This window comes from Pseudomonas sp. IT-P74, from assembly GCF_949768175.1.
In the GTDB taxonomy this organism is placed as follows: Bacteria; Pseudomonadota; Gammaproteobacteria; order Pseudomonadales; family Pseudomonadaceae; genus Aquipseudomonas.
Window position 1 is genome coordinate 95,255 of sequence record NZ_CATKQD010000007.1, and the last position, 25,594, is coordinate 120,848.

23 protein-coding genes and 1 pseudogene are annotated in these 25,594 nt (G+C 59.1%); 10 read left to right on the top strand and 14 right to left on the bottom strand.

What is annotated here, in order from left to right; all coding sequences use genetic code 11:
* The first annotated feature begins 161 nt into the window (after positions 1–161).
* The 4 genes from ACM6J5_RS06910 (at position 162) to ACM6J5_RS06925 (ending at position 5,165) form a co-directional block, all read left to right on the top strand.
* Positions 162–569, top strand: a complete 408-nt coding sequence (locus tag ACM6J5_RS06910) for an RNA-binding S4 domain-containing protein (protein ID WP_095942247.1) — start codon at positions 162–164, stop codon at positions 567–569.
* Between the two features lie 363 nt (positions 570–932).
* Positions 933–1,835, top strand: a complete 903-nt coding sequence (gene hslO, locus ACM6J5_RS06915) for an Hsp33 family molecular chaperone HslO (RefSeq protein WP_095942248.1) — start codon at positions 933–935, stop codon at positions 1,833–1,835.
* 180 nt (positions 1,836–2,015) lie between these two features.
* Positions 2,016–3,557: a phosphoenolpyruvate carboxykinase gene (locus ACM6J5_RS06920; protein WP_095942249.1), complete on the top strand. Its 1,542-nt coding sequence runs from the start codon at positions 2,016–2,018 to the stop codon at positions 3,555–3,557.
* Between the two features lie 315 nt (positions 3,558–3,872).
* Positions 3,873–5,165 (top strand): hypothetical protein, encoded by a 1,293-nt coding sequence (locus ACM6J5_RS06925; RefSeq protein WP_172435300.1) that lies wholly within the window; start codon positions 3,873–3,875, stop codon positions 5,163–5,165.
* A gap of 156 nt (positions 5,166–5,321) precedes the next feature.
* Here ACM6J5_RS06925 and ACM6J5_RS06930 read toward each other — a convergent pair.
* From ACM6J5_RS06930 to ACM6J5_RS06955, 6 genes and pseudogenes are all read right to left on the bottom strand, one after another.
* Positions 5,322–6,220 (bottom strand): annotated as a pseudogene (locus tag ACM6J5_RS06930) (EamA family transporter).
* Positions 6,221–6,263: 43 nt separating this feature from the next.
* Entirely contained in the window at positions 6,264–6,617 is a 354-nt protein-coding gene (locus ACM6J5_RS06935) for a DUF1493 family protein (RefSeq protein ID WP_414928061.1), read from the bottom strand.
* Positions 6,614–7,891 carry a type II toxin-antitoxin system HipA family toxin gene (locus ACM6J5_RS06940; RefSeq protein ID WP_414928062.1) on the bottom strand — a complete coding sequence of 426 codons (1,278 nt, stop codon included), beginning with the start codon at positions 7,889–7,891 and terminating at the stop codon, positions 6,614–6,616. The genes ACM6J5_RS06935 and ACM6J5_RS06940 overlap by 4 nt, the downstream gene beginning before the upstream one ends.
* The gene (locus ACM6J5_RS06945; RefSeq protein ID WP_095942253.1) at positions 7,888–8,379 is read right to left on the bottom strand and encodes a helix-turn-helix domain-containing protein; all 492 of its coding nucleotides are present in this window, start codon (positions 8,377–8,379) and stop codon (positions 7,888–7,890) included. The genes ACM6J5_RS06940 and ACM6J5_RS06945 overlap by 4 nt, the downstream gene beginning before the upstream one ends.
* 204 nt (positions 8,380–8,583) lie before the next feature.
* Positions 8,584–8,880, bottom strand: a complete 297-nt coding sequence (locus ACM6J5_RS06950; RefSeq protein ID WP_414928063.1) for a hypothetical protein — start codon at positions 8,878–8,880, stop codon at positions 8,584–8,586.
* A gap of 403 nt (positions 8,881–9,283) precedes the next feature.
* The gene (locus tag ACM6J5_RS06955) at positions 9,284–9,574 is read right to left on the bottom strand and encodes a hypothetical protein (RefSeq protein WP_095942255.1); all 291 of its coding nucleotides are present in this window, start codon (positions 9,572–9,574) and stop codon (positions 9,284–9,286) included.
* Between the two features lie 331 nt (positions 9,575–9,905).
* Here ACM6J5_RS06955 and ACM6J5_RS06960 point away from each other — a divergent pair, with 331 nt between their 5' ends.
* The 3 genes from ACM6J5_RS06960 to ACM6J5_RS06970 all read left to right on the top strand — a co-directional run bounded on the left by ACM6J5_RS06960 (position 9,906) and on the right by ACM6J5_RS06970 (position 13,892).
* The gene (locus ACM6J5_RS06960; protein ID WP_414928064.1) at positions 9,906–11,840 is read left to right on the top strand and encodes an ATP-dependent DNA helicase RecQ; all 1,935 of its coding nucleotides are present in this window, start codon (positions 9,906–9,908) and stop codon (positions 11,838–11,840) included.
* Positions 11,841–12,072: 232 nt separating this feature from the next.
* Entirely contained in the window at positions 12,073–13,299 is a 1,227-nt protein-coding gene (locus tag ACM6J5_RS06965; protein WP_414928065.1) for a 3-hydroxyacyl-CoA dehydrogenase NAD-binding domain-containing protein, read from the top strand.
* A 170-nt stretch (positions 13,300–13,469) separates the two neighbouring features.
* Positions 13,470–13,892 (top strand): acyl-CoA thioesterase, encoded by a 423-nt coding sequence (locus ACM6J5_RS06970; protein ID WP_414928066.1) that lies wholly within the window; start codon positions 13,470–13,472, stop codon positions 13,890–13,892.
* Positions 13,893–13,958: 66 nt separating this feature from the next.
* On the opposite strand, the gene ACM6J5_RS06975 is transcribed toward ACM6J5_RS06970, so the two are convergent.
* From ACM6J5_RS06975 to ACM6J5_RS06990, 4 genes are all read right to left on the bottom strand, one after another.
* On the bottom strand, positions 13,959–14,447 hold the full coding sequence (locus ACM6J5_RS06975; protein ID WP_095942259.1) for a glycine zipper domain-containing protein: 489 nt from the start codon (positions 14,445–14,447) through the stop codon (positions 13,959–13,961).
* Between the two features lie 326 nt (positions 14,448–14,773).
* On the bottom strand, positions 14,774–17,122 hold the full coding sequence (locus ACM6J5_RS06980) for an FdhF/YdeP family oxidoreductase (protein WP_414928067.1): 2,349 nt from the start codon (positions 17,120–17,122) through the stop codon (positions 14,774–14,776).
* Positions 17,119–17,958, bottom strand: a complete 840-nt coding sequence (fdhD, locus tag ACM6J5_RS06985) for a formate dehydrogenase accessory sulfurtransferase FdhD (protein ID WP_095942261.1) — start codon at positions 17,956–17,958, stop codon at positions 17,119–17,121. The genes ACM6J5_RS06980 and fdhD overlap by 4 nt, the downstream gene beginning before the upstream one ends.
* A gap of 92 nt (positions 17,959–18,050) precedes the next feature.
* Positions 18,051–18,938, bottom strand: coding sequence for a LysR family transcriptional regulator (locus ACM6J5_RS06990; protein WP_095942262.1), 888 nt, complete (start codon positions 18,936–18,938; stop codon positions 18,051–18,053).
* Between the two features lie 128 nt (positions 18,939–19,066).
* On the opposite strand from ACM6J5_RS06990, the gene lysM reads away from it, so the two are divergent.
* Positions 19,067–19,507: a peptidoglycan-binding protein LysM gene (gene lysM, locus ACM6J5_RS06995; RefSeq protein ID WP_095942263.1), complete on the top strand. Its 441-nt coding sequence runs from the start codon at positions 19,067–19,069 to the stop codon at positions 19,505–19,507.
* 121 nt (positions 19,508–19,628) lie between these two features.
* On the opposite strand, the gene yrfG is transcribed toward lysM, so the two are convergent.
* Positions 19,629–20,291 (bottom strand): GMP/IMP nucleotidase, encoded by a 663-nt coding sequence (gene yrfG, locus ACM6J5_RS07000; protein ID WP_150672284.1) that lies wholly within the window; start codon positions 20,289–20,291, stop codon positions 19,629–19,631.
* 88 nt (positions 20,292–20,379) lie between these two features.
* Between yrfG and nudE the strand changes: the two genes are divergently transcribed.
* Both nudE and cysQ read left to right on the top strand, forming a co-directional pair.
* Positions 20,380–20,946, top strand: a complete 567-nt coding sequence (nudE, locus tag ACM6J5_RS07005; protein ID WP_095942265.1) for an ADP compounds hydrolase NudE — start codon at positions 20,380–20,382, stop codon at positions 20,944–20,946.
* The gene (gene cysQ, locus ACM6J5_RS07010; RefSeq protein WP_414928068.1) at positions 20,943–21,770 is read left to right on the top strand and encodes a 3'(2'),5'-bisphosphate nucleotidase CysQ; all 828 of its coding nucleotides are present in this window, start codon (positions 20,943–20,945) and stop codon (positions 21,768–21,770) included. Before nudE ends, cysQ begins: the two co-directional genes overlap by 4 nt.
* A 73-nt stretch (positions 21,771–21,843) precedes the next feature.
* On the opposite strand, the gene ACM6J5_RS07015 is transcribed toward cysQ, so the two are convergent.
* From ACM6J5_RS07015 to ACM6J5_RS07025, 3 genes are read right to left on the bottom strand one after another with little or no spacing between them, the layout of a single operon-like run.
* A complete protein-coding gene (locus ACM6J5_RS07015) occupies positions 21,844–22,299 on the bottom strand; it encodes a YiiD C-terminal domain-containing protein (protein ID WP_008003181.1) in 456 nt (151 codons plus the stop codon).
* Positions 22,300–22,339: 40 nt separating this feature from the next.
* Positions 22,340–23,734, bottom strand: a complete 1,395-nt coding sequence (locus tag ACM6J5_RS07020) for a sigma-54-dependent transcriptional regulator (RefSeq protein WP_095942267.1) — start codon at positions 23,732–23,734, stop codon at positions 22,340–22,342.
* Positions 23,731–25,539, bottom strand: a complete 1,809-nt coding sequence (locus ACM6J5_RS07025; protein ID WP_414928069.1) for a sensor histidine kinase — start codon at positions 25,537–25,539, stop codon at positions 23,731–23,733. The genes ACM6J5_RS07020 and ACM6J5_RS07025 overlap by 4 nt, the downstream gene beginning before the upstream one ends.
* Positions 25,540–25,594 lie beyond the last annotated feature (55 nt).

Here is a 25,594-nt window from a genome sequence, read left to right on the forward strand (position 1 = left end):
CACGCAGAATAATGATTAAAAGGCGACAGATATCTACGGCCCGGATTTCCAGCCTCGCCAGGAGGTTATGGAATGTCAGCATTGTAATGCGAGCCGGTGAAATTCTTGGTACGTCAGAAACGGTAGTACAGTTCACCAATATTTCAGAATGAGGAAATTCCATGGCACAAAAAAACGAAGAGGACGACAAAGTCCGCCTCGATAAATGGTTGTGGGCTGCACGATTCTACAAAACCCGTGCCCTGGCCAAGGCGGCGATTGAAAGCGGCAAGGTGCATTGCCGGGGCGAGCGCTGCAAGCCGGGTAAAGAGCCGCGTATTGGCGACGAATTTGTGATTCGCACCGGTTTCGAGGAGCGTACGGTGGTAGTCATGGCACTGTCGATCGTTCGTCGTGGCGCACCGCAGGCGCAAACCTTGTATGCCGAAACCCTGGCCAGCATCGCCAAGCGCGAAGAGGCCGCGGCGCAAAGAAAGGCCGGAGCCCTGGGCGTGAGTACCGACGGTAAGCCGAGCAAAAAACAGCGGCGGGATCTGTTCAAGTTTCGTGGCAGCAGTAACGACGACTGATACAGATATTTCTCGGGCGAGTGCCGCGCACTCGCCAGGTTTCACCGTGCCTTCAGGCCAAGACTTGCAATTGACCCGCTGCGCATCCATATCTGTGCCTGGCCAGCAGTGCATCGCATGGACGATATTGCCGCTCGTCGAAAATCACACACAGTCTCTGACCTGTAGGCCATAACCACATTGCCAGCAGTACAGAGCGGGAAACGACCCGGAACCCATCAGCGCCTGTTCCACCTTGCTTGGATCAGGCCCGGATTGTTCATAAAATGCCTTTCATGGCTGAACGTTGCGCACCCGAGGGGTGGCGCAAGGTCAATTTCTTGTTTCCTGTAACCATTTTCACTACTTCAGATACCCAGACCTATGACCGATCACGCGGATAACGACTTCACCCAACGCTTCATCTTCGATGACAGCGACACCCGTGGCGAGCTGGTCTCGTTGGAGCTCAGCTACGCCGAAGTCCTGGCCAAACACGCCTACCCGCAGCCGGTCGCGCAACTGCTCGGCGAGCTGATGGCGGCCGCATCGTTGCTGGTCGGCACGTTGAAATTCGATGGCCTGCTGATTCTGCAGGCACGCTCCGAAGGCCCTATCCCGTTGCTGATGATCGAATGCTCCAGCGAGCGCGACATCCGTGGCCTGGCCCGTTACGAGGCCGACCGCATTGCCCCCGACGCTACCCTGGCTGACCTGATGCCGGACGGCTCGCTGACATTGACAGTCGACCCGAAACGGGGCCAACGCTACCAGGGCGTCGTCGACCTGGATGGCGAAACGTTGTCCGACTGCTTCACCAACTACTTCGTCATGTCCCAGCAGATTGGCACCCGCATCAAGCTCTGCGCCGATGGTCGTCGTGCCCGTGGCCTGTTGCTGCAGCAACTGCCGGCCGACCGTTTGAAAGACGAAGACGAACGCGCCGCCAGCTGGCAGCACATCACCACCCTGGGCGGTACGCTGACTGCCGACGAGCTGTTGAGCCTGGACAATGAAACCGTGCTGCATCGCCTGTACCACGACGAGCAGGTGCGTCTGTTCGATGTGCAGAAGCTGCGCTTCCGTTGCAGCTGCTCGCGCGAACGTTCGGCCAATGCGCTGGTCAGTCTGGGTATGGAAGACGCGCAGCAATTGGTGGTCGAACACGGTGGCAACATCGAAATCGATTGCCAGTTCTGCAACCAGCGCTACCTGTTTGACGCGGCCGATGTCACTCAATTGTTCGCCGGCGCGGGTATCGAGACGCCGTCAGATACCCGTCACTAAAACGGTTCAGCGCAGGTAAATTCACTGCCTTGCGCCGGATTAACGCCGTTACGACAGGAGGGGCCTACTCTTTTTGGGCTTTTCTGGCATAATCCGGCCCACTTTTTTCGCGGTAGTAGTGCACGACTTTCTACTACAAAAACGTTTGGAGCACTCGGCCACTGGCCGACGGGGAACCTCATGACGCAAGCCAACAATGCCGTGTACACCGATCTGAGTGTTGATGATCTGGTTAAAGAAGCCCTCAACCGCGGTGAAGGCGAGCTTGCCGATACCGGCGCACTGGTTGTTCGTACCGGTCACCGTACCGGCCGTTCGCCAGTCGACCGTTTCATCGTTGAAGAGCCAAGCACCCAGGCCGCCATCGCCTGGGGCCCGATCAACCGCAAGTTCCCGGCCGACAAGTTCGACGCCCTGTGGGCTCGCGTTGAGGCATTCAACAACGCGCAAGAGCATTTCGTTTCCCACGTGCATGTAGGTGCGGCTTCCGAGCACTACCTGGCCGTGAAGATGACCACCCAGACTGCCTGGCAGAACCTGTTCGGCCGTTGCCTGTTCATCAACCCTGCTCAGTACAACCCGGCGGGTCGTGACGAGTGGCAGGTCCTCAACGTTGCCAACTTCGAGTGCGTGCCAGAGCGTGACGGCACCAACTCCGACGGCTGCGTGATCCTCAACTTCGCACAGAAGAAAGTGCTGATCGCCGGCATGCGTTACGCCGGTGAAATGAAGAAAGCCATGTTCTCGGTGCAGAACTTCCTGCTGCCGGCTGCCGACGTACTGCCAATGCACTGCGCCGCCAACATCGGCGAAGAAGGCGACGTGACCCTGTTCTTCGGTCTGTCCGGCACTGGTAAAACCACCCTGTCGGCCGACGAAAGCCGTTACCTGATCGGTGACGACGAACACGGCTGGGGCGAAGGCGTTGTGTTCAACATCGAAGGCGGTTGCTATGCCAAGTGCATCGACCTGTCCGAGAAGAACGAGCCGGTTATCTGGAAAGCCATCAAGCACGGCGCGGTATTGGAAAACGTCGTTATCGACGACGCCAAGCACGCCGACTACGCCGATGTCAGCCTGACCCAGAACAGCCGCGCCGCCTACCCGCTGGAGCACGTTGCCAAGCGTTCCGAGAAGAACCTCGGTGGCGAGCCGAACGCTGTGATCTTCCTGACCTGCGACCTGACCGGCGTGCTGCCGCCAGTGTCGATCCTCAACGAAGAACAAGCGGCCTACCACTTCCTGTCCGGTTACACCGCGCTGGTCGGTTCGACCGAAATGGGTTCGGGCAGCGGCATCAAGTCGACCTTCTCCACCTGCTTCGGCGCACCGTTCTTCCCGCGTCCGGCCGGCGAATACGCTGAGCTGCTGATCAAGCGCATCCGCGGCTTCGGCTCCAAGGTCTACCTGGTCAACACCGGCTGGACCGGCGGTGGCTACGGCGTCGGCAAACGCTTCAACATCCCGACCACCCGTGCGGTGATCGCCGCGATCCAGAGCGGCGCGCTGATCGGTGCCGAGACCGAGCACCTGGACACCATCAACCTCGACGTGCCAGTGGCCGTACCGGGCGTTGAGACTGGCCTGCTGAACCCACGCAACACCTGGGCCGACGTAGCCGCCTACGACGAAGCCGCCAAAGCACTGGCCGGCCTGTTCATCGAGAACTTCAAGAAGTTCGAAGTGAGCGACGCGATCAAGGCTGCTGGTCCAAAGTTGTAATTTGACTATAGTGCTACCTCGAATGAGGTAAATACTGAAAGTAATTAAGCGCCCAATGCTTGCATTGGGCGTTTTTTTTACTTGTATTTTTAACTTTCTCTGTGAGTTCCTGTTTTTTTTTGATGTTTTTTTTGAACGAGGATTTCATCCGTCGTTATGCCAGAAGCTTATTACTTTTTGCACTTGTACTAATAGTAAAATGATCTTGTTTTTTGCTTTTTTACTGTAAGAACTGACAGTAGACGGTGTTCGGTAGTCCGCCTCTAATTCTATGGCGTCCCAATTTCGGGGCAATGTGAATTTGAGGTGATGGAAATGAGTGATTTAAAAGCTAATAGTTTTTTTAGATCTGGGGATATCGACAAGGATTATGGTGAGGATGGCATTTGTCGACTTCATACGGATGGTTTTTTTCAATCCATGGCAGAGGGCAAGAATGGCTATCAAAATTACTACTACGTTGCTGGTTTTACCGGGTATAGGCGGTACTTCTTAGCTCGGATTACAGCAGATGGCAAGGTTGATAGCACATTTGGCTCTGGCGGAATTATTGGTGAATTTACGCCGGGGTTGTCCGCGCAAGTTTTTAGCGTAGCGGTACAAAAAGATGGAAAAGTTCTTGTTTCGGGTACTGAAAATTCCACATCAGCAGCATTAGCAAGGTTCAATATGGATGGCACCCCTGATATTAGTTTCGGAGTAAACGGGGTGAAAGTATTGGATTATATTCAGGATCAACATGTTGACCAAAAACCATCCACTACCGAAAGCGAGGCCCGGTATGCTGGGGCGACTGGCCAATCGAATATGGTTTTGCTGCCGGATGGGAAAATACTGCTTGCTCATTCTAACAAGGTAGAAAAGCGTCACCAGCTCATTCGACTTGAAGCCAATGGAAATCTCGATCTCAGCTTTCAAGGTACAGGGTTCGCGGAAATTACTGTGCCGGAGCCTTGGAGAATGTTTCAAGTAACTGGTTTAGGTATACAAAAAACGGGGGAGTATGAAAGAGTGGTTGTTTGTGGGTGCTGCAATAGAACCAACGAGGAACAGACTGACCTGTTCAATGCGGGATTTTTTAAGCGCTTTTATTTGGATGGTAATGAGGATACGACATTTAATGGCAGTGGCCTTCTCTTGGCCGAGAAAAAAAATGTGGAAATCTGGGGGCTTACCATCCAGTCAGATGGAATGATTTTGGGGGTCGGCAGAACTCGACCCCCGGGTTTTCCTCCAGTTCCTAGTGATGCTCCGTCGGAAGGGGTAATTGTCAGGCTAAATGAAAATGGAGCTTTGGATATGGAGAAATATTATCCAAAGTCTTTTGAGTTAGAGTGGTATTCGGGGAGTGTACAAAAAGATGGAAAAATAGTTGTGGCTGGTATTTGGTATAGGGAACCAGGGGGGACCGACGGTGTTGTGGGACGCTTCCATGAAAACGGCGATGCAGATCCTGTGTTTGGCAGTGGTTTAGATGGGGTTGTGAGGTTCCCTTATCGTGGCCGAGGCGAGCGTCTTGCGATGCAAGATAAAGATTTTATTCTTGTTGGAGGGACAATTTATGACGGTACTGATAGTTATGCGGCTGTATTGCGATTTCGAACTTGAAACTCAGTGAATATAGAGGCTTATGCGTTTTAGTCATTTAACTCTAGAAAGTCCGCGCCTTCAGAGCGCGGACTGCACTAATTTTCAGTTGATAATCTGCTGCGGGGCGCTGGCCTCGGTCCATTAAATACCGCAGGAAGCGAGTGGAGTTCCGTCTCAGGCCTTCAAGTGCAGCACAAACGCCCCGACCAACACCAGCACAACCCCCAGCACCTGCACCTTCGCCAACCGTTCCTTGAAAAACACATACCCCAGAATCGCCGCAATCCCGCCCGACAGTGTGTTGATCACCGTCACTGTCACTGTCACCGTCACCGTCACCGTCACCGTCACCGTCACCACCGACACCGAGCCGGCCACCGCACCCCAGGCAAACGATGAAACACCGCTGAGGTTCATCAGGCTCGTACCCGTCAACGTCAGGCAGTTTTTCAGCGGCGGAATTTTCAGGCCATCCTCGATCCTGAGGACGATCACCACCAACACCATCAAGCCGACTAGGTAAGCCAGCCAGAGCATCGTCACCGGCCCAAGCGCCGGCAGGACGAAGCGGCCCTGCAGCCAGAAACTGGCGCCGTAGAACAGCACTGCCAGCAAGGCGTAGGCAATGGAACTGCTCGCCTGCGTGGTGTGCAGGACTTTCGGGTCCGAGTGAATGCTCGACAGCACCACCCCAAGCACGCAGAGTGCGATACACAACAGCTGGATCAGGTTGATGTGCTCGCCACCGGCCCAAGACAGCAGCGTGGAGACCACGCCATAGGACGTCACCAAGGGAGCGACGATAGAAGCCTTGCCGAGGGCGAAAGCCTTGGACAACGCCAGGGCTCCGGATAACGGTCAACACAGCCGCGACAAGGCTGATCAACCAGACCTGAAGGGAGGTGGACATGGACCGCAGAATGAATGCAGGGACGGCGATCAGCAGCAGGCTCATGATGGCAAAGCCCAGCGCCTGACCGAAATAAACAGCGCGCTTGACCCCCACCGCTCGGGCATTGAGCCCCACCAGAAAATCCGTGCCCCTCCCACAGCAAGGCGGCCAACAACCCCATCAGTACGTCCACACGATGTCTTTATCGTTATGCGCCTTGGACGCTACAAGCCTTCCAGCTCCAGCGTGTCCCAGCGTTGGGCCTTGATGGCCTGGTAGAGCATACCAATGGTCAATGGCACCTTCTCGCCGCGACCCTTGGCCTTCCGCTTTAGATTCACGTCAAAGCCGTCGGGCTGGAAATAGCGATAGCTGTCGAAATCCACGAAATCGATGGCGAAGTGGTCTTCCAGGGTTTCGATCAAATGCCGGGCGTCTGCACCGTTGCAGCCCAGGTCGAAATTGATCGAGGTGCTGAGGTTGATGGTTTTGCGTTCGGGGAAGCCGAGTTCTTCATGCAGCAATTGCATGAGTTGCTGCATCAAGTGGTCGTCCGGGAGGTTGGGGGCGAGGTTCATGACGTAGGCTCCGCTAATCGAAATGCAGGCGCCATATTATCCTGCTCACGTTTCGATAGCCCCAATGCCCCCGCTAGTGTTGGCCATTGGCTGACAACTTCTTTGAAGCTGTCGATGATGTTTTCTGCATCCGCACGACTGACCCGAAAATACTCTGCCACTTCCCGGGCCAGCTCCAGATCCAGTGCGTTATCGGTATCGGTGATGTTGAGCTTCAAGCCGTCGGCATAGGCCACCGGGTTCATGTCATAGGCGGCAGATAATCGCCATCCACGACCCGGATCAAGGATAAAGCCATGGTTACGCAGGTGATCGTCGCTGTTGGAGACCAGGATGTTGAACACAATCCGAGACCACAATTCCCGTAAGTCTGCTTTGGTTTCCGAGCCGTGCTCCATGAGCACTTCAGCCAACTCAAGGTAGCTCGCGCCGACTGAGGCATCGTCACCGTCAATGCGATCAGTCATGGTCATGCCTGAGGCAAAGTGCAGTCGGCCACCCCGTTCAGTGCGGTCGAAGCGCTTGACCATGAAGCAGTGATGATCACTGGCATAGCGTCGGGCGATACCGGTCGCGACTCGCAGACCACAATGATTGGCCAAGGCATTGACCACCAGTTCCCAAGCGCCAATGTCATAGTCATCGCGGGTGCTGGGGAACTTGGCAATCCACAAGTGACCCTGCTCGTCTGCAACGCTGGCTTTGGGGCGGGCGCCACCCAGTGAGCCTCCAGGTGCGATCAGCATTCTCAGCCACTCGCGGCCATCGAGTGAGGTGTTGTCCGGATCGTTTTCCAAAGCGCGGCTTGCTTGCTCCAATGCCCGCAACTCAATGAAGGGTGGGGCGGCCACGCCATCACGATCATCGAGAAAGTTGCCTTGGTCATTGAGTTTGTAGCGGATCGCACCGACCCGATAGAGGTCATGTACGCCTAACAGGAAATCTGACTCGTGGAGCTTGCTGCTTTTGGCAGCCAGGCCGTCGCGGATATCGCGTTCCAGTCGTCGCTTCATCAGTAATTGACCCCACCGATCCGGGCTTGAATCAGCGAACACGCCAAATCGGTTTTGATGTTGCCCCGGGAACTGACGACCTTCATAGAGCCCGATTCGAGGGTCCAGGGGTGTGAAGTTCAACTCGGGATCTGCCAGCGCAGCCTTGTCGTACTCAAATTCGAAGACTTCTGTGGAGCGGGCCTTTCGGGCATGCAGGAAGCCGAGACGTCTGGGTCCACTCAAGGACTCCCAATCGGCATACACCGCAATCTCAGTCATTTCTCACCTGTCGTGGACTTGGTTTTTTTCTTGGTCAATAGATTGGAAAGCGAGTGGGTGTTGAAGGGGTAGTCAGCGGATAGATCTGCTGTGGTGGCACTTTCAATCACTCCAGTGCCTTTTTCAGGTATTGGAGCATTTTTTTTCAATGCACTCGTTCTGCGTGCTCGCTGGCTTGAGCCTGTGGCGGAGGTGGTCCTGGATTTCAGTTGCGCGTCCTGCAGTTGACGGCCCACTTCATCGGATGCCGCGAGTTTGCTCAAGTCTTTTTCCAGACCCAGAACTTGCATGACAGACAGGTAGGCTCCGATGGTCACCCCTGACCCACCTGACTCCAGGGAGCGCAAAGTTGTCAGTGACATGCCCGCCCTCTCGGCGACTTGTTTAGCCGTGAGTTTGCGGCGCAGGCGAGCGAGTTTCAGTCGCTCGCCGAACTCGAAAAGTAGTCTGGAAGCGGCGGGCAAGAGCGGAGCTGTCTTCTTGGCCATATGCCAATATTCCTTCATTAATGCGCTATAACTGCCAGAATAATAGCATTTAAAGGAAAATGTGAGCTGCGGTTGGGACATTGAAAAAGACGCCATTTTCGTGACGCTGATTTCCTTAATGAAGGGATGCTAACTGCCATTATTCCAGCTGTTTTTGTGTTTAAACAGCCAGAATAATGCCACTTGGTACTCTGGTGAATGACGTCAGACTGGCGCTTTCCAGTTCAGCATGCGTTGCTGGGCAACCTTAAGCAGGTCGCAGCCGTCCTGGGTCAGCAGGTAGAGCGCGTGGGTGATGTGTGGGATGTCTTCGAGGTCGCCTTGTTTGAAGCATTGGCAGTGCAGGGTTTGCAGCAAGTCGCTGGAGGCCCGGATGCGCTGGAGGGCGGCTTCGAGGATGTCTTGGGGATTGGCTTCTGTGTCGATGATTAGCGGTGTGGTGTCGGTGAGATTTGTTTGCAGCGGACGGTAGCGATTTGGAAACGGATTAAGAGTTGGCATCAGAGGTACTCGGATTGTTGTTAAGTAACCGCCAGCACCGTGACCAAACGATGGGAGGCGGACTGTGCGCAGGCTTGGTCAACCGAGAACAACAACCCGGCTCGCCCGAGGGCGTCCCGCACACAGCCGCCATAGCAATGCACTACGAGGACATAGATGTCCGCGGCGCGAATGATGGCACACATGTGTGCGTTGTTCTCAGGTGACCAAACCTGATCGCTGATTTTGCAGCGATGGGGAGACAGTAAATGTTCGTTGTTAGTCGCGATAGGCGACTGGGTGTCTTCTTTTGTAGGACCTTGCCGAAGCTTTGATAGGGCGTTGCTGACAGACTTATCCACAAGTGCACTGCGTTATCGTTCTTCGCGATCAGGCTCGCTCCCACAGGCGGTTGTGGTGTTTTTCAGCCGGTGAGCTTCGGCAAGCGCTGTCGGGCGATGTCGAGCAGGTCGTTGCCGTCCTGGGTCAGCAGGTACAGGGCGCCGACGATCTTCGGGATGTCGCTCGCTTCGGCCTGTTTGAAACACGTGCAATAAAGTGTTTCTAGCAGGTCGCTGGCGGCGCGGATGCGTTGTCGGGCGGCGTCGAGGATTTCGAAGGGGTCGGCCTCGGTATCGATGACCAGCACAGGGGTTTCGCTGTAGCGGGTCTTGAGCGGGTGATAGCGGGCTGTCAGCGTGTCGGTTTTTTTCATCGAGTGGGTCCTGTGCGAAATCGGCAAGTGTTCCCGGCAGGCCGAGACACTGATTTCAGCCGCGCCGGAAACTATAGAAGGGCATGGCGGTGCGCGACAAGACGGCTGAAATGGACAGGTTTTGTAGGGGATTTATCGTGTTCCGAGGATAAGGCTTACACACTGTCGGAAGTTTGTGTGACGAAGCCGCTGGCGGTAAAAATGCCTACGGGGTTATCAGTGAATCATCCGCGGTATCATCCTGAATCGTTTTTGCCGCCGACCTTTTCTCGACTCGCTGTGATCGCCGGCTAGGCTTTTGACACCGCAGCGGTCAACGGAGTGACAGCTTATGCACAACACCCTGGAACAGGTTTTCGGTTATCCACAGTTTCGCCCCGGTCAAGAGGCGGCCGTCAGTGCCGTGCTGGCGGGGCGCTCGGCGGCGGCGATTTTTCCCACCGGTTCCGGCAAATCCCTCTGCTACCAATTGCCGGCGCTGTTGCTGCCGCACCTGACGCTGGTGGTCTCGCCGTTGCTGGCGTTGATGCAGGATCAACTGGCGTTCCTGCAACGCCACGGCATCTCGGCGGGCAGTATCGATTCGGCCCAGAGCCGCGATGACGTCAGCGACGTCATGGCCCGGGCAAAATCCGGCGAACTGAAAATTTTGATGATCTCCGTGGAGCGCCTGAAGAACGAGCGCTTCCGGCATTTCTTGCAGCAAGTACCGATTTCACTGCTGGTGGTGGACGAGGCGCACTGCATTTCCGAATGGGGGCATAACTTTCGCCCGGACTACCTCAAGCTTCCCGACTATCAACGCCAGTTCAACATCCCGCAGGTATTGCTGTTGACCGCAACGGCGACGCCGAAGGTCATCGACGACATGCAGGCGAAATTCGCCATCGCCGCCGACGATGTGGTGACCACAGGTTTCTATCGCCCGAACCTCAATTTGCTGGTGGAGCCGGTTCGCGGAGCGGACAAGCGTAGACGCCTGGTCGAGTGGATGAGCCAGCGTCCGGACCAGCCGAGCATTGTCTACGTCACTCTGCAGAAAACAGCGGAGCACATCGCCGAACACCTGAACCGTAATGGCATTCAGGCCGAGGCCTATCACGCCGGGTTGCCCCATGAGCAACGGGAAGCGATCCAGCGTCGCTTCATGGGCGGGCAGTCCAATTGCATCGTCGCCACCATCGCTTTCGGCATGGGCATCGACAAGAGTGACATCCGCAACGTGGTGCATTTCGACCTGCCCAAATCCATCGAAAACTACAGCCAGGAAATCGGCCGCGCCGGGCGTGACGGGCAGCCGTCGGACTGCCTGGTGTTGGCCAACCGCGACAGCCTCAACGTGCTGGAGAACTTCGTCTATGGCGATACGCCCGAGCTGGATGGCATCCGTTGCGTGCTTGACGAGATGCATGCCGCAGCCACTGAAGGGCAGTGGGAGTTTCTGCTGGGGCCGTTGGCCGATCAGAGCAACATTCGCCAGTTGCCGCTCAAGACCTTGTTGGTGCAACTCGAATTGCGCGGGTTGATCGCCCCGCGCTACGCCTACTACGCCGAGTACCGTTTCAAGTATGTGCAGGAGCCCGAGGCGCTATTGGCGCATTTTGAAGGCGAGCGCAGGGATTTTGTCGCGGCGATCATCGAGACTTCCAGCCGCGCCAGGACCTGGGCCACGGTGAATTTCGAGGCGTTGTACGAGCAGCATCGGGCCGAGCGCAGTCGGGTGGTCAAGGCACTGGATTATTTCCAGGAGAAGGGCTGGGTGGAGCTCGAAAGCAAGCAGATGACCGAGGTCTACAGCGTGCTGCAAAGCGGGATCGACAACGTCACGTTGAGCGAGGAACTGCACGGCTATTTCACTCGGCATGAGCGCACCGAGGTTGCGCGGATTCACGCGATGCTTGACCTGTTCGCCACCGACCGTTGCCTGGGTTATCGCCTGGCCGAGTATTTTGGCGACCACAATGCCCCGCAGCAATGCGGGCATTGTTCGGTGTGTCATGGGCAAGTGGCGCGGCTACCGGCACCACCGGAGTTGCCGGCGCTTGTGGATAAGAATTTCGAGTCGCTGTGTGGCGGTTTTATCCACAGGCACGAGCAGCACACGGGCAACGTCCCCTCGGCTGAACGCGTGACACGGTTCCTGTGCGGGATCAGCGTGCCGCTGTTCACCAAGCTCAAGGCGCGGTCGATTCCCGGGTTTGCGGCGCTGGAAGATTATCCGTATGCCGGGGTGCGGGAGTGGGCCGAGCAACATCTACCTGGTTGAAACACGGTCAGTGTAGGAGCGAGCCTGCTCGCGATGAGGCCGGCACATTCAACAGTGATGGCGACTGACACACCGCCATCGCGAGCAGGCTCGCTCCCACAGGGATTTGCGGTGCACTCAAAGGGGCACATCCATCCGCTGAATGTTGCTCATCACAGGAATAAATTTCAAAAAAACCCGGTGGCTGACTATGGTGGTGGCTGTCTTCGGATCGCCAACAAGAGAACAAAACATGAGCCAGACACCGTCGAATATTCAGCGCGCCGCCGTCATCGGCGCGGGCACCATGGGCCGTGGCATTGTCATGTGCCTGGCCAACGCCGGGGTGGCCGTGCAGTGGGTCGACAACAATCCGCAAATGCTGGAGCAAGCGCTGGCCACCGTAGCGGACACCTACGCCCACAACGTGCGTCAGGGGCGTATTGATCAGAGCGAAGCCGATGCCCGTGTCGCGCGCGTTACGGCGGCAGAGGGTTATACGGCCATCCGCGATGTCGACCTGGTCATCGAAGCGGTGTACGAAAACCTTGAGCTCAAGCAGAAAATCTTCCGCGAACTCGATGGCCTGCTCAAGCCGGAAGCGATTCTGGCGAGCAATACTTCGGCGCTGGACATCGATGCCATCGCCGCGGCCACACGCCGGCCGCAGCAAGTGCTGGGCCTGCACTTCTTCAGCCCGGCGCACATCATGAAGCTGCTGGAAATCGTCCGTGGCGCGCAGACTGCACCGGCGGTGCTCGACGCGGCGCTGGCGCTCGGCCGGCGCATGGGCAAGGTCAGTGTGGTGGCGGGAAATTGCGACGGTTTCATCGGCAACCGCATGCTCAACACCTATGTGCTCGAAGCGCGAAAAATGCTGCTGGAGGGCGCTTATCCTTACCAGGTGGACGCAGCGCTGCAAGGCTTCGGTTTCGCCATGGGGCCGTTCCGCATGTTCGACGTGGTGGGCGTCGACCTGCAATGGCGCTCGCGCCAGTTATCCGGGATCGGGCAGGACGCACCGGAGGTTCAGGTGGATAACCGTTTGTGTGAGCAGGGACGTTTCGGCCAGAAGAGTGGCAACGGCTTTTATCACTATGAACCGGGCAGTCGTCAGGCCGAACACGATCCGCTGGTCGACGCACTGGTGCTTCAGGTCAGTGAGGAACTGGGGTTCCAGCGCCGCGAGATCGGCCCGGAAGAAATTCTCGAGCGCTGCTTGCTGGCACTGGTCAACGAAGGCGCGAAGATCCTGCAGGAAGGCATCGCCGGGTCGGCTCACGATATCGATCTGGTCTACCTCAACGGTTACGGTTTTCCGGCGGACAAGGGCGGGCCAATGGCATGGGCGGATCAGCAAGGGCTGGCGGACATTCACCGGCGCTTGATGGACCTTGAGACACGTCAGGGCGATCACTGGCAACCGGCGCGGTTGATTAGTGAGCTGGCGGCGGCTGGCAAGGGCTTTGCTGACAAGTGATTGAAGCGGCGCCTGTGAGGGCGCCTTCGCGAGCAGGCTCGCTCCCACAGGTGATCGGGTGAAGACAGCTAGTGCGCCTGGTCGAGATCCAATGTAGGAGCGAGCCTGCTCGCGATGAATACAACGCAGTTTCGCCTTAGACTGGCGAACCCACTCAGGAATCAACGCTGATGCCCCAACGCACCGATTATCCGCACTTCCAGCCCATCACTACCCGCTGGCACGACAACGACGCCTACGGTCACGTGAACAACGTTACCTACTACAGCTTCTTCGATACGGCGGTGAACACTTACCTGATCGAAGTCGGCGGCCTGGATATCCATGACGGTGAGGTGGTGGGGTTCGTGGTGAGTTCTTCCTGTGATTACTTTGCTTCCATTGCTTTCCCGGACCGGATCGAGATTGGTCTGCGGGTAGGCAAGTTGGGCAACAGTTCGGTGCAATACGAACTGGCCGTGTTCAAGCAAGGGGAGGACGAGGCCTGCGCAGCGGGGCGCTTCGTGCATGTGTTTGTCGATCGTGTGTCGAATCAGCCCGTGGCGATTCCTGCAGGATTGCGCGGGGCGCTGGAGCGTCTGGTGGTTCAGTAAGGCAAAAAAAATCGCAGCCCTTGGGCTGCGATTTTTGTAGTACTTACCAGCGAGGCGCTCGAGGCCTTAGTCGCGGTAGTACTTGTGGTGCTTGCGATGGCCATAGGCATGGCCACGGCCCGGATGGCCGCCACGGTAGTAACGACGATCATCACGACCACCATAGTAACGACGATCACCGTCATCATCATGATCGTACTCTTTGCCCATGTAGTTACCCAGCGCGCCACCGGCGCCGCCGCCCGCTGCGGCGCCGATCAGGCTGCCGGTGGTGCCGCCCACGCTGCGGCCGACTACGTTACCGCCGGCTGCACCCAACGCACCGCCAAGGGCTGCTTCGCCACGGCTGTGCTTGTTTGCGCCGACGGCGCTACCACCCGCGCCACCCAGGGCCGCGCCGATGGTGGAACCTGTACTGCCGCCTAACGACTGACCGACGACCGAGCCTAAAACCCCGCCCAATGCGCCGCCTACACCGGCTTCGGTGGTGCCGCCAGCAGACGCGATACCGCTGACCAGGCCAAGGGACAACAAGAGAATCGAGGAGAACTTCATGGAGGAACCTCTAGGGGATGACGGCGCGATCCTGAGGCTCTGGAATGGGCGTGACAATCGAAATCCGACGAATAACACGACCTGTATACAATATTGCAAGTTACTGTTTTTTGGGCGGAACTTAACGTTTTTTTGCAGGTCTTTTACTACTTCGCAAAGGCCGTTTTCATAAGAAAGCGGCCTTTTTTGTGGGCGAAAGGAAAGTGCAGGGTCCGGAGTTTTTGGTGATTGGTCTGGCCCCATCGCGAGCAGGCTCGCTCCTACATTGGAATGCGGTCTCCTGTAGGAGCGAGCCTGCTCGCGATGTGGTCGGCACAGACGAAGCGTTACGCAGACCTGGCCATGATCAACCCGGTCTCACTCGCCGCTTCCAACCGGATCGCCACAAACTTCGATGTCGGCGTATGGCTGCCATCACCGGTGCTTTCCAGCGGCACCAAGGGGTTCACTTCCGGATAGTAGGCCGCCGCCTGCCCGGCCGGGATATCAAACGCCAGCAGTGTGAAGCCTTTCACCCGACGTTCAACACCATCGTCCCAGAGCGAAACGATGTCCGCCTTTTGCCCCGGCTTGAAGCCCAGACGAATGATGTCGGCTTCGTTGACGAACAACACGTCCCGCTGACCCTTCACGCCGCGATAACGGTCGTTGAGGCCATAGATGGTGGTGTTGTACTGATCGTGGGAACGCATCGATTGCATGATCAGGTCCGGCAGTACCCCGGTGGCGCGGGTGCGTTCGTGCACCAGGTCTTTGGGCAGTGCGTTCGAGCGGAAATTGGCCCGGCCCGAAGCGGTGCTCCACTTGCGTGCACCGGCACTGTTGCCCAGGTAGAAACCGCCCGGGTTTTTGATCTTCTCGTTGAAGTCCTTGAAGCCGGGAATGGTCTCGGCGATCAGGTCGCGGATGCGGCTGTAGTCGGCCACCAGCCAGTTCCAGTCCACCGGGTGGCTGCCCAGGGTCGCGGCGGCGATGCCGGCCAGGATCGCCGGCTCCGAGCGCATCTGGTTCGACAGCGCCTGCAGCTGGCCATTGGAGGCGTGGACCATGCTGAACGAGTCTTCGACGGTGATCGCTTGCGGGCCTTCGGCCTGGATATCGATGTCGGTGCGGCCCAGGCACGGCAGGATCAGCGCGTCCTTGCCGTGGGTCAAATGGCTGCGGTTGAGCTTGGTGCTGATCTGCACGGTCAGGTCGCAGTTTTGCAGAGCCTGGAACGTGCGCGGGCTGTCCGGCGTGGCCTGGGCGAAGTTGCCGCCCAGGCCGATGAAGACTTTCGCCCGCCCTTCAGCCATCGCATGAATCGCCTCGACCACGTTGTGGCCGTTTTCGCGTGGCACCTTGAACTGGAAGCGCCGCTCCAGGGCATCGAGGAACGCGACAGGAGGGCGTTCGTTGATGCCCATGGTCCGGTCGCCCTGCACGTTGCTGTGACCACGGACCGGGCATAGGCCTGCACCCGGTCGGCCGATGTTGCCGCGCAGCAACATCAGGTTGGCGATTTCCTGGATGGTCGCCACCGAATGACGGTGTTGGGTGATACCCATAGCCCAGCACATGATGACGTTCTTGCCCTTGGCGTACATGCGCGCCGCCTGCTCGATTTCTATCAGGCTCAGGCCGGACTGTTCGACGATCTGCTCCCACGGGGTGTCGTCGATGACGGCCAGGTAATCCAGCACGTTGACGCTGTGCTCATTGAGGAAGTCGTGGTCGAACACCGCCGGGGCACCGGTTTTCTGCGCATCGCGCTCCCACAGCAGGAGGAATTTCGCCATGCCGCGCATGATCGCCATGTCGCCGCCCAGTGCCGGGCGGAAGAACGCGGTGTTGGTCGGTTTGTCGCCGTTGGTGAGCATTTCGAACGCGTGCTGCGGGTGCTGGAAACGCTCCAGGCCACGCTCTTTCAGCGGGTTGATGCACACCACTTGCGCGCCGCGCTTCACCGCTTCGCGCAATGGTTCGAGCATCCGTGGGTGGTTGGTACCGGGGTTCTGGCCCCAGACGAAAATCGCATCGGCGTGTTCGAAGTCGTCGAAGGTCACGGTGCCTTTGCCGACCCCGACACTTTGCGACATCGCGACACCGCTGGCCTCGTGGCACATGTTCGAGCAGTCGGGGAAGTTGTTGGTGCCGTAGGCGCGCACGAATAGCTGATAGAGGTACGCCGCTTCATTGCTGGCCCGGCCCGAGGTGTAGAACTCGGCCTGATCCGGGCTCGACAGGCCGTTCAGGTGTTTGGCGATCAGCGCGAACGCGGCGTCCCAACTGATCGGCTTGTAGCGATCGGTCTCGGCGTCATAGCTCATCGGCTCGGTCAGGCGGCCCTGATATTCGAGCCAGTAGTCGCTTTGCTCCAGCAAGGACGTGACGCTGTGTTTGGCGAAAAATTTGGCATCGACACGGCGTTTGGTCGCTTCCCAGTTCACCGCCTTGGCGCCGTTCTCGCAGAACATCACCATGCCGCCTTCCCTGGAGTCACCCCAGGCGCAACCAGGGCAGTCGAAGCCGCCGTTCTTGTTGGTCTTGAGCATCATGCGCAGGTTTTTCAGCGCGTTGTCGCTGGTCAGCCAGGCCTGGGCGACGCTGATCAGTGCGCCCCATCCACCGGCCGGGCCTTTGTAGGGCTTATAGCGAGGGACAGGTGTCTGGTCGGCTTGACGGTGTTGACTCACGCTTGTTTCTCCAACGTTGGGCTATAGACCCGCGGTGCATTCTTCTGTGGCAGATGGATGAGATTGAGGTTGTGGCGACGGGCCCATTGCACGGCAAGGCCCGTGGGCGACGACAGGCTGACCAGGGTCTGGATGCCGGCGCGCAAGACTTTCTGGATCAATTCGAGGCTGCAGCGGCTGGTGACAATCGCCAGGCCGCCAGCGGTCGGGATTTTTTGCCGGATCAATCCGCCGATCAGTTTGTCGAGGGCGTTGTGTCGGCCGATGTCTTCACGGCCGAGCAGCAACTCGCCTTTGTCGTTCATGAACACCGCCGCATGTACGGCGCCGCAATGTTGGCCCAAGGGCTGGAAGGCGCCGATGCGCTCGCGCAGGCCATCAAGCCATTCGACCGGTGGCAACGGGGCGCCGGGCAATACCTGAAGGTCTGGCAACGCCTGCTCGACCGCTTCCACACCGCACAACCCGCAACCGCTGGTGCCGGCCAGTTGTCGACGCTGCTGCTTGAGGTTCCAGAACGCGCGGTTGGCGATGGTCACTTGCGCGTATTGCGCCGACCCCGAGCCGCTGAGTTGCAGGTCGTAGATGTCCGTGGCGTCCTGGATGATGCCGCTGCCCAGGCTGAAGCCGACGATGAAATCTTCCAGGTCCGTGGGCGTCACCAGCATGACCGCCTGGCTGATGCCGTTGAAGGCAATCGCCAGCGCAACTTCTTCGGCCAGCGCGGTGCTGGCCGATTCGGAGTATTCGAGATTGCTATAGCTGTACGTCTGGCTGGCGGCGGGCGCGGGCGTTTCTAGGGCAGGCGCCGCGCATGCAGGGCGCTTGGTGTTCATGGCATCACCGACGGTTTGATCAGCTTTAAGACTAGGCGCGGCAAGTTGTCACGTCTAATCGCTAATACTGATCTACCGATAGATGCCGTCGATCAAGTGCCGATCAGCGATTGCTGATAGAGGGCAAAACAGGCTTCTGCCAACGCCGAGCGTGGCGCGCTGCGACGCATGATCAGCCCCAGGCGGCCAAGGGTCTGGGCGTTCTCGATCGGTTGCAGGCGCAAGTGTTCGGTCAGGCCTTCGAGGCCGCCGTCCAATGGCATCACGGCGCAACACAAGCCGCCGTGCACGGCTTGTAACAGTTGATGCACGGCATCGGTCTGCAACAACGGCTGCGGGGTCAGGCCACGGCTGTGGAAGTTGTGGTCGATGGACTGGCGAAAGTGCATGCCGCTGGTGAGCATGCCCAGCGGCAGTTCGATCAAGGATTCCCAGCTCAGCGGCACCTCACCAAAGGTGAAGAAGCGTTGGTCGTAGAGCAGACCCATGTGGGTTTCGCTGAAGGCCAGAGAATCGAAGTGTTCGGCATCCAGGCGTTCCAGGTATGACACGCCGAGATCCAGGCGATTGTTCGCCAATTGCTCAAGGATCTGCTCCGAACTCAGGGCCGAGAGTTCGAAGCGCAGGTTCGGGTGTTCGGCGTGCAAGCGTTGCAGCAGTGGCAGCGGATCGAAGCTCGACAACGGCACTACGCCCAGACGCAAGGTGCCGACCAGATTGCCGCGACAGGCGGCCGCCTCGGCGTACAAGCCATCATAGGCCGCCAGTACGGTGCGCGCCCAGGCCAGCACCCGCTCGCCCGGAGCGGTGAAGCTCTCGAAGCGCTGGCCGCGATTGACCAGCGGCAAGTCGAGTTCTTCTTCGAGGCTGCGCAGGCGCATGGACAGGGTCGGCTGGGTGATGTGGCAGCGTGCGGCGGCCTGGCCGAAATGACGGGTTTCGTCGAGCGCGATGAGGAATTTCAGCTGCTTGATGTCCATCTGCGCTCCTGGGGTTGGGAAGGTGCGGATTCTATCGCAAGCGGGGTCATTGGTCGGGTTGGATTCGCAAGTGACGACTGTGGTCTAGGCTTTGACGTCTGGAACCCGAAACCCAAGGAGAGTGCACTATGAGTCTTTTGAGCTTTGTGAAGGAAGCAGGCGAAAAATTGCTGGATTTGCTGACGCCAGGTAACGCCAACGCCAGTGAGCAATTGAAGGCGCACATCAGCAAGGTCGGCCTGGGCAACCCGAATGTGCAGGCCACGGTCGATGGCGACAAGGTCACGGTGACCGGTGAGGTGGCGAGTCAGGAAGAGAAGGAAAAGATCCTGCTGGCGGTGGGCAATATCGCCGGGGTTGGCAGTGTGGATGATCAGATTACTGTGACCGGGCCTGTCGTTGCTGCCGCAGTGTTTGTCACCGTCGTGAAGGGTGACACCCTCAGCGCGATTTCCAAGCGCGTGTACGGCGATGCCAACAAGTACAACAAAATCTTCGAGGCCAACAAACCAATGCTGTCGCACCCGGACAAGATCTATCCGGGGCAGTCGTTGCGGATTCCTGAGTAAGCCTCAAGACCGCTATCGCGAGCAGGCTCGCTCCCACAATGCATCTCCCGTGAACACGGGATTTGTATACGACCAAGATCAAATGTGGGAGCGAGCCTGCTCGCGATGCAGGCAACTCGGTCTAGAGTCCTGCAATCAAATCCCGATAATCCCCGACCGCTGCAAACTCCGCCGTGTCCTTCGGCCCCTTGCGGCTGTCCGGCTCACGCACGGCCAGCAAATGCGCCACGCCAAAGTCCCGTGCGCTGCGCAGGATCGGCAAGGTGTCGTCGATGAACAGGCTGCGCGCAGGATCGAAATCGATATCGGCTTGCAGCGCATCCCAGAATTGCGGGTTTTCCTTGGGGAAGCCGTAGTCATGGGAACTGATCAAACGCTCGAAGTAGGGCGCCAGTTCGATTTTTTCCAGCTTCAACGACAGCGCATCCCGATGGGCATTGGTGATCAGCACCACGCGCTTGCCGGCCTGTTTGATCGCCGCCAGAAAGGTGTCGGCATCCGGGCGCAGGGCGATCAGGTGCGCGGTTTCCAGTTTCAGCTCGCGCACTGACAGTTTCAGTTCGGCGCTCCAGAAGTCCAGGCAGTACCACTGCAACTGGCCGGCATTGCGCTCGAACAACGGCTGCAGTTCCATCTCGGCCATGGCCCGACTGACCCCGTGCAGTTCGGCGTAACGCTGGGGCAGGTGCTCCATCCAGAAGTGGTTGTCGAAATGCAGGTCCAGCAGCGTGCCGTCCATGTCCAGCAGAACGGTATCGATGTCGGACCAGGGTAATGAAGGCATGGCAACGTCTCGGGCAGTAGAAAGATTTCTGGCGTAAACAATCGGGAAAGCCGCGTTATAGTAGCGCGTTCACGCCAAGGAGCTTTGCATGCGCCAGAAACCCACCATACTCGCCCGCGAAATTGTCGCCACCAGTCGATTGTTCTGCGTGGAAGAGATGAAGTTGCGCTTTTCCAACGGCGTGGAGCGCACGTATGAACGCCTGGTCGGCAAGGGTGCCGGGTACGGCGCGGTGATGATCGTGGCGATGCTCGATGCCGAGCATGCGGTGCTGGTCGAGGAGTATTGCGGCGGCACGGATGCATATGAAATGTCATTGCCCAAGGGTTTGATCGAGCCGGGCGAAGACGTGCTGGCGGCGGCCGAGCGTGAGCTCAAGGAAGAGGCCGGTTTTGGCGCGCGGCAACTGGAACACCTGACCGAGTTGTCGCTGTCCCCTGGCTACATGAGCCAGAAGATTCAAGTAGTGCTGGCTACCGACCTCTACGAAGAGCGTCTGGAAGGCGACGAGCCAGAGCCGATGCGGGTGGACAAGGTCAATCTGCGTGAGCTCTCGGCGCTTGCACAAAACCCACAATTTACCGAAGGCCGTGCCTTGGCGGCGCTGTACCTGGCCCGAGACCTTTTGACTCAGCGCGGAGCGTTCCAGCAATGAATTTCCCACATCCGATGATGGCATCGGTGATTGAACTGGCCTTGCAGGCCGGTGATGCGATCCTGCCGTTCTGGCGCACAGGCACCGCCGTCACGGCAAAGGCTGATGATTCGCCGGTGACCGCTGCCGACCTGGCCGCTCACCACGTGATTCTGGCCGGGCTGACGGCGCTCGATCCGAGCATCCCGGTGCTCTCCGAGGAAGACGCCAACATTCCCCAGGACGTGCGTGCCGGATGGCAGCGCTGGTGGCTGGTCGATCCGCTGGATGGCACCAAGGAATTCATCAGCGGCAGCGAGGAGTTCACCGTCAACATCGCTCTGATCGAAAACGGTCAGGTGGTGTTCGGTGTGGTGTCGATGCCGACCAACGGGCGTTTTTACGTCGGTGGTACGGGGCTCGGCGCATGGCGTGGTGATAAAGGTGGCTCGCCCGTGGCGATCAAGGTGCGTGAGGCGTTAGCGCCCGGCGAGTCGTTCACCGTGGTGGCCAGTCGTCGCCATTCGAGCCCTGAGCAAGAGCGATTGCTGGCCGGGTTGAGCGCCAGCCTTGGCGAGCTGCAACTGACCAGTATTGGCAGTTCGTTGAAGTTTTGCCTGGTGGCCGAAGGGGCGGTGGATTGCTATCCGCGCCTGGCACTGACTTCCCAGTGGGACACGGCGGCAGCGCAAGGTGTGCTGGAAGGCGCGGGCGGTGAGGTGCTGGAGTTGAGCGGCGAGCCGTTCAGCTATCCGGCGCGGGAGTCGTTGTTGAATACGTTCTTCCTGGCGTTGCCGGCGAAGGCGGCCTGGCGGGAGAAGCTGCTGGAACTGGCACGCGCATAAGATCGTTCCCGCGCGCTGATGCAAATCCTTGTGGGAGCGAGCTTGCTCCCACAGGTTTTGCGGTCGTCCTGGTTTACCGGTGCAACACATACTGCCCGACAAACCTCACCGCATCCTCGTCACGGCCTTCATTGACGACCCGAGTATGCAGCGTCAACCGCGCTCGGCTGTATCGCTGGAAGGTGGTCAGGAATTTCTTCCAGATCACCGGGTCCGGCGCCTGGCAAATGGCGTTGGCATCCCCCGTCACCGGCAGTGGATAGCTGATCTGCCCTTCCTGAATCACGATGTGCCCGTCGGTAATGCCTTCTTCCTTGAGGCGCAGATGCAGCCAGCCCCAACCGGCCAGGACTGCGCCGCAATACAGGCTGCCGCCGAACATGGTGCTCTTGTGGTTGACGTTGGCTTCCAGCGGCAAGTGCAGGCGCAGTTGCTGGTCATGCCAGTCGAGCACTTTGAGGCCCATGTCCCGGGTGAGGGGAATGTCGTGATGGAGAACGGATTCCAGTTGTCGACTGTCGCGGCTCATTCAGGGGCCTCTGGCGTGAAGTGGATGATTGGACGGTAACTCAGTCGAGATCGTCAGGGTGGGCCGGGGCACCACTGTCGGCGAAACTCAGACCGTGCTTGCGTAGTTTGTCGTGCAGGGTCTTGCGCGGAATGCCGAGGGCTTCGGCGACGCTGCGCACGGAGCTGTGCGAGCGTGCCAGTTCGGCGGCGATAAGTGTTTTTTCGAAGTTCTCCACTTGTTCACTCAAACCGCCGCTGACGACCTCGACCCTGTTGCCGGCGTCGCCTTCCGTTGTGCTGTTGTCGAGGGCCAGTTCGAGCCCGAGGGCAAAACGCTCGGCGGCATTTTGCAGCTCGCGCACGTTGCCGGGCCAGGCGTGGCGCAGCAGCAAGGCACGTTGCCCCGGTTGCAGTTCATGGGGCGGCAAGCCATGGCGAGCACTGGCTTCATCGGCAAAATGCTGGAACAGCATCAGCGCATCTTCGCCCCGTTCGCGCAGCGGTGGAATCCGCAGCGGCGCGACGTTCAGGCGGTAATACAGGTCGGCACGGAAGCGCCCTTGATCCGCTGCCTGGCGCAGGTCTTCCTTGGTGGCGGCGATGATGCGGATGTCCAGCGGGATCAGTTGATTGCCGCCCAGGCGTTCGACCACCCGCTCTTGCAGCAAACGCAGCAATTTGACCTGCACATCCAGGCTCATGCTTTCGATTTCATCGAGGAACAGCGTGCCGCCATTGGCGAATTCGAACTTGCCGATGCGGCGTTTCTGCGCGCCGGTGAAGGCGCCTGGCTCGTGGCCGAACAGCTCGCTTTCGACCACTGACTCGGCCAGGGCGCCAGCGTTGATCGCCACGAACGGACCGTTGCGACGGCTTGATAAATCGTGCAGCGCCCGAGCCACGACTTCTTTGCCAGCGCCGGTTTCGCCGAGGATCAGCACATCGGCCTTGGTCGCCGCCAGGGCACCGATCTGCTCGCGCAGGCGCAGCATCGAAGGTGAGTGGCCAACCAGACGGGTGCTTAGTTCATTGCGGTCGCTCAAGGCCAGCCGCAGGCTGCGGTTGTCCAGTACCAGCCGACGCAGGGCCAGCGCTCGGCGCACACTGTCGAGCAGGGCGTCGCTGGCGAAGGGCTTTTCCAGAAAATCATAGGCCCCGGCGCGCATGGCCTGCACCGCCAGCGGCACATCTCCGTGGCCGGTGATCAGCAGCACCGGCAGCTCAGGGTCCTGGGCATGCAGTTCGCTCAACAGTTCGAGACCGTCCATGCCGGGCATGCGGATGTCGCTGACCACCACCCCCGGCCAATCACGTTCAAGTTGCGCGGCCAGGCCCTTGGCTTCAGCCAGCGGCAGGATTTTCAGGCCCGCCAGATCCAGCGTCTGGCTCAAGGCCTGGCGCAAGTGGGGATCGTCGTCGATCAACACGACCTGAATGCGGTTGTCGATGGTCATGCACTTCGGTCCTCGGACGGTTGCAGGCTCACGCCCGGTGCGCCTGCGCGCAGCTTCAGGGTAATCAGGGCGCCGCCCTCCTTGTGGTTGGCGAACGACAGTTCACCGCCGAAGGCGCGCATCAGGGTTTCGCAAATTGCCAGTCCCAAGCCAAGGCCCTGGGTACGGGTCTTGGTGGTGTAGAACGGCTCGCTGGCGCGCCCAAGGGCTTCCATGCAAAAGCCGGGACCGTTGTCGCGAATGTACAGGTTGACGCCATCGGCCGTGGATTGGGCACTGAGCCAGAGTTTACGTGGCGGGCCTTTTTCGGTCAGGGCATCCAGGGCGTTTGCCAGCAGATTGCCGAGAACCTGGCGCAGGCGGGTTTCCCCGGCCTCGACCCACAGGGTGGCGGCGGGCAAGTCGCGGATCAGCTCGACTTCCATGCTGCGTCGACGCTTGGCCAGCAAGGCCAGGGCATCGTCCAGCGCCGGTTGCAGGGCGACGCTTTCCGGGGCATGCCGGTCGCGGCGGGCAAAGGCGCGCAGGTGGGCGATGATCGAGGCCATGCGCCCGGTCAATTCGCTGATCAGCTTGAGGTTGCCGCGGGCATCGTCGGTGCGCTGGTGGTCGAGCAACACTTCGGCGTTTTCCGCGTAGCTGCGAATCGCTGCCAGCGGTTGATTGAGTTCGTGGCTGATGCTCGCCGACATGGTGCCCAGTGCCGACAATTTGCCGGCCTGCACCAGATCATCCTGGGCGCGGACCAGCTCTTGTTGGGCCTGTTCGCGTTCCAGCACTTCCTGTTTCAGGCGCCGGTTCAGGCCTTCGAGATCGCTGGTGCGCTCGGCGACCCGGCCTTCCAGCTCGCGGCGGGCCTTGGCTTCGAAAGCAATGCGCTCGAGATAATGGCGGCGGCGCTGCATCATCAGGCCAAGCAGCAGCATCAACACCAGCAACGCTGCACCACCGATGGCCACCACCGTGCGCACCGGGCGGTCGATCAAGGTGCGCGGGGCGAGGATGCTGACGTCCCAGCCGGTTTCGGCGATCTGTTGGGTTTGGGTCAGCCAGGCATTGGGATTGAGCTTCAGCGGTTTTGGATCGCGGGTTGGATAGGGCTGGATCGCCGTGATGGCTTTGCTTTCGTCCTCGCTCAACGGGCGGGTCGAGCGGAATCGCCACTCCGGTTGCGAGGTGAGAATGACCACGCCGTTGTGGTCGGTCAGCAGCAGTTGTTCCGGGGTTTTGCCCCACAGGCTTTCGGTGTGGTCGAGGTCGACCTTGACCACCAGCACACCGACGATTTTTTCGCCGTTACGCACGCCGGCGGCGAAGAAGTAACCGCGCTTGGCGGAGGTCGTGCCCAGGCCGAAAAAGCGCCCGAGCCGCCCGGCCATGGCTTCGCTGAAATACGGCCGGAAGGAAAAATTGCGCCCGACGAAACTGTCGTGTTTGTCCCAGTTGGAGGCGGCCAGGGTCTTGCCCGTGGCGTCCATCAGGTACATGACTTCGGCACCGGTCTGGGTGGCGATGTTTTTCAGCAGGCGGTTGGCGTTGCCTTGGGTGACGCCATCGTCCGGTGCGCCGAGCACGGCGCGCAGGGCCGGCAGGTCGCCGAGGATCTGCGGCAACACTTCATAGCGGTGCAGGGTACCCAGCAGGTTGGCGACGTAGAGGTCGAGGGTCTGACGATTCTGACTGGCCAGCTCGCTGCGGTAGTAACGCTCGGCGAGATGCTCCAGCGGCCACAGCAACGGCGCCAGGCACAGTGCCAGCAGGGCGAGGCTGCGCCAACGGGGTCTGGGAGGGAGAGTCGGTTTCATGAGCAGCATGCGCCTGTGGGTACAGGCGCATTATGCCTAGGCTTGCGGGCGCAGT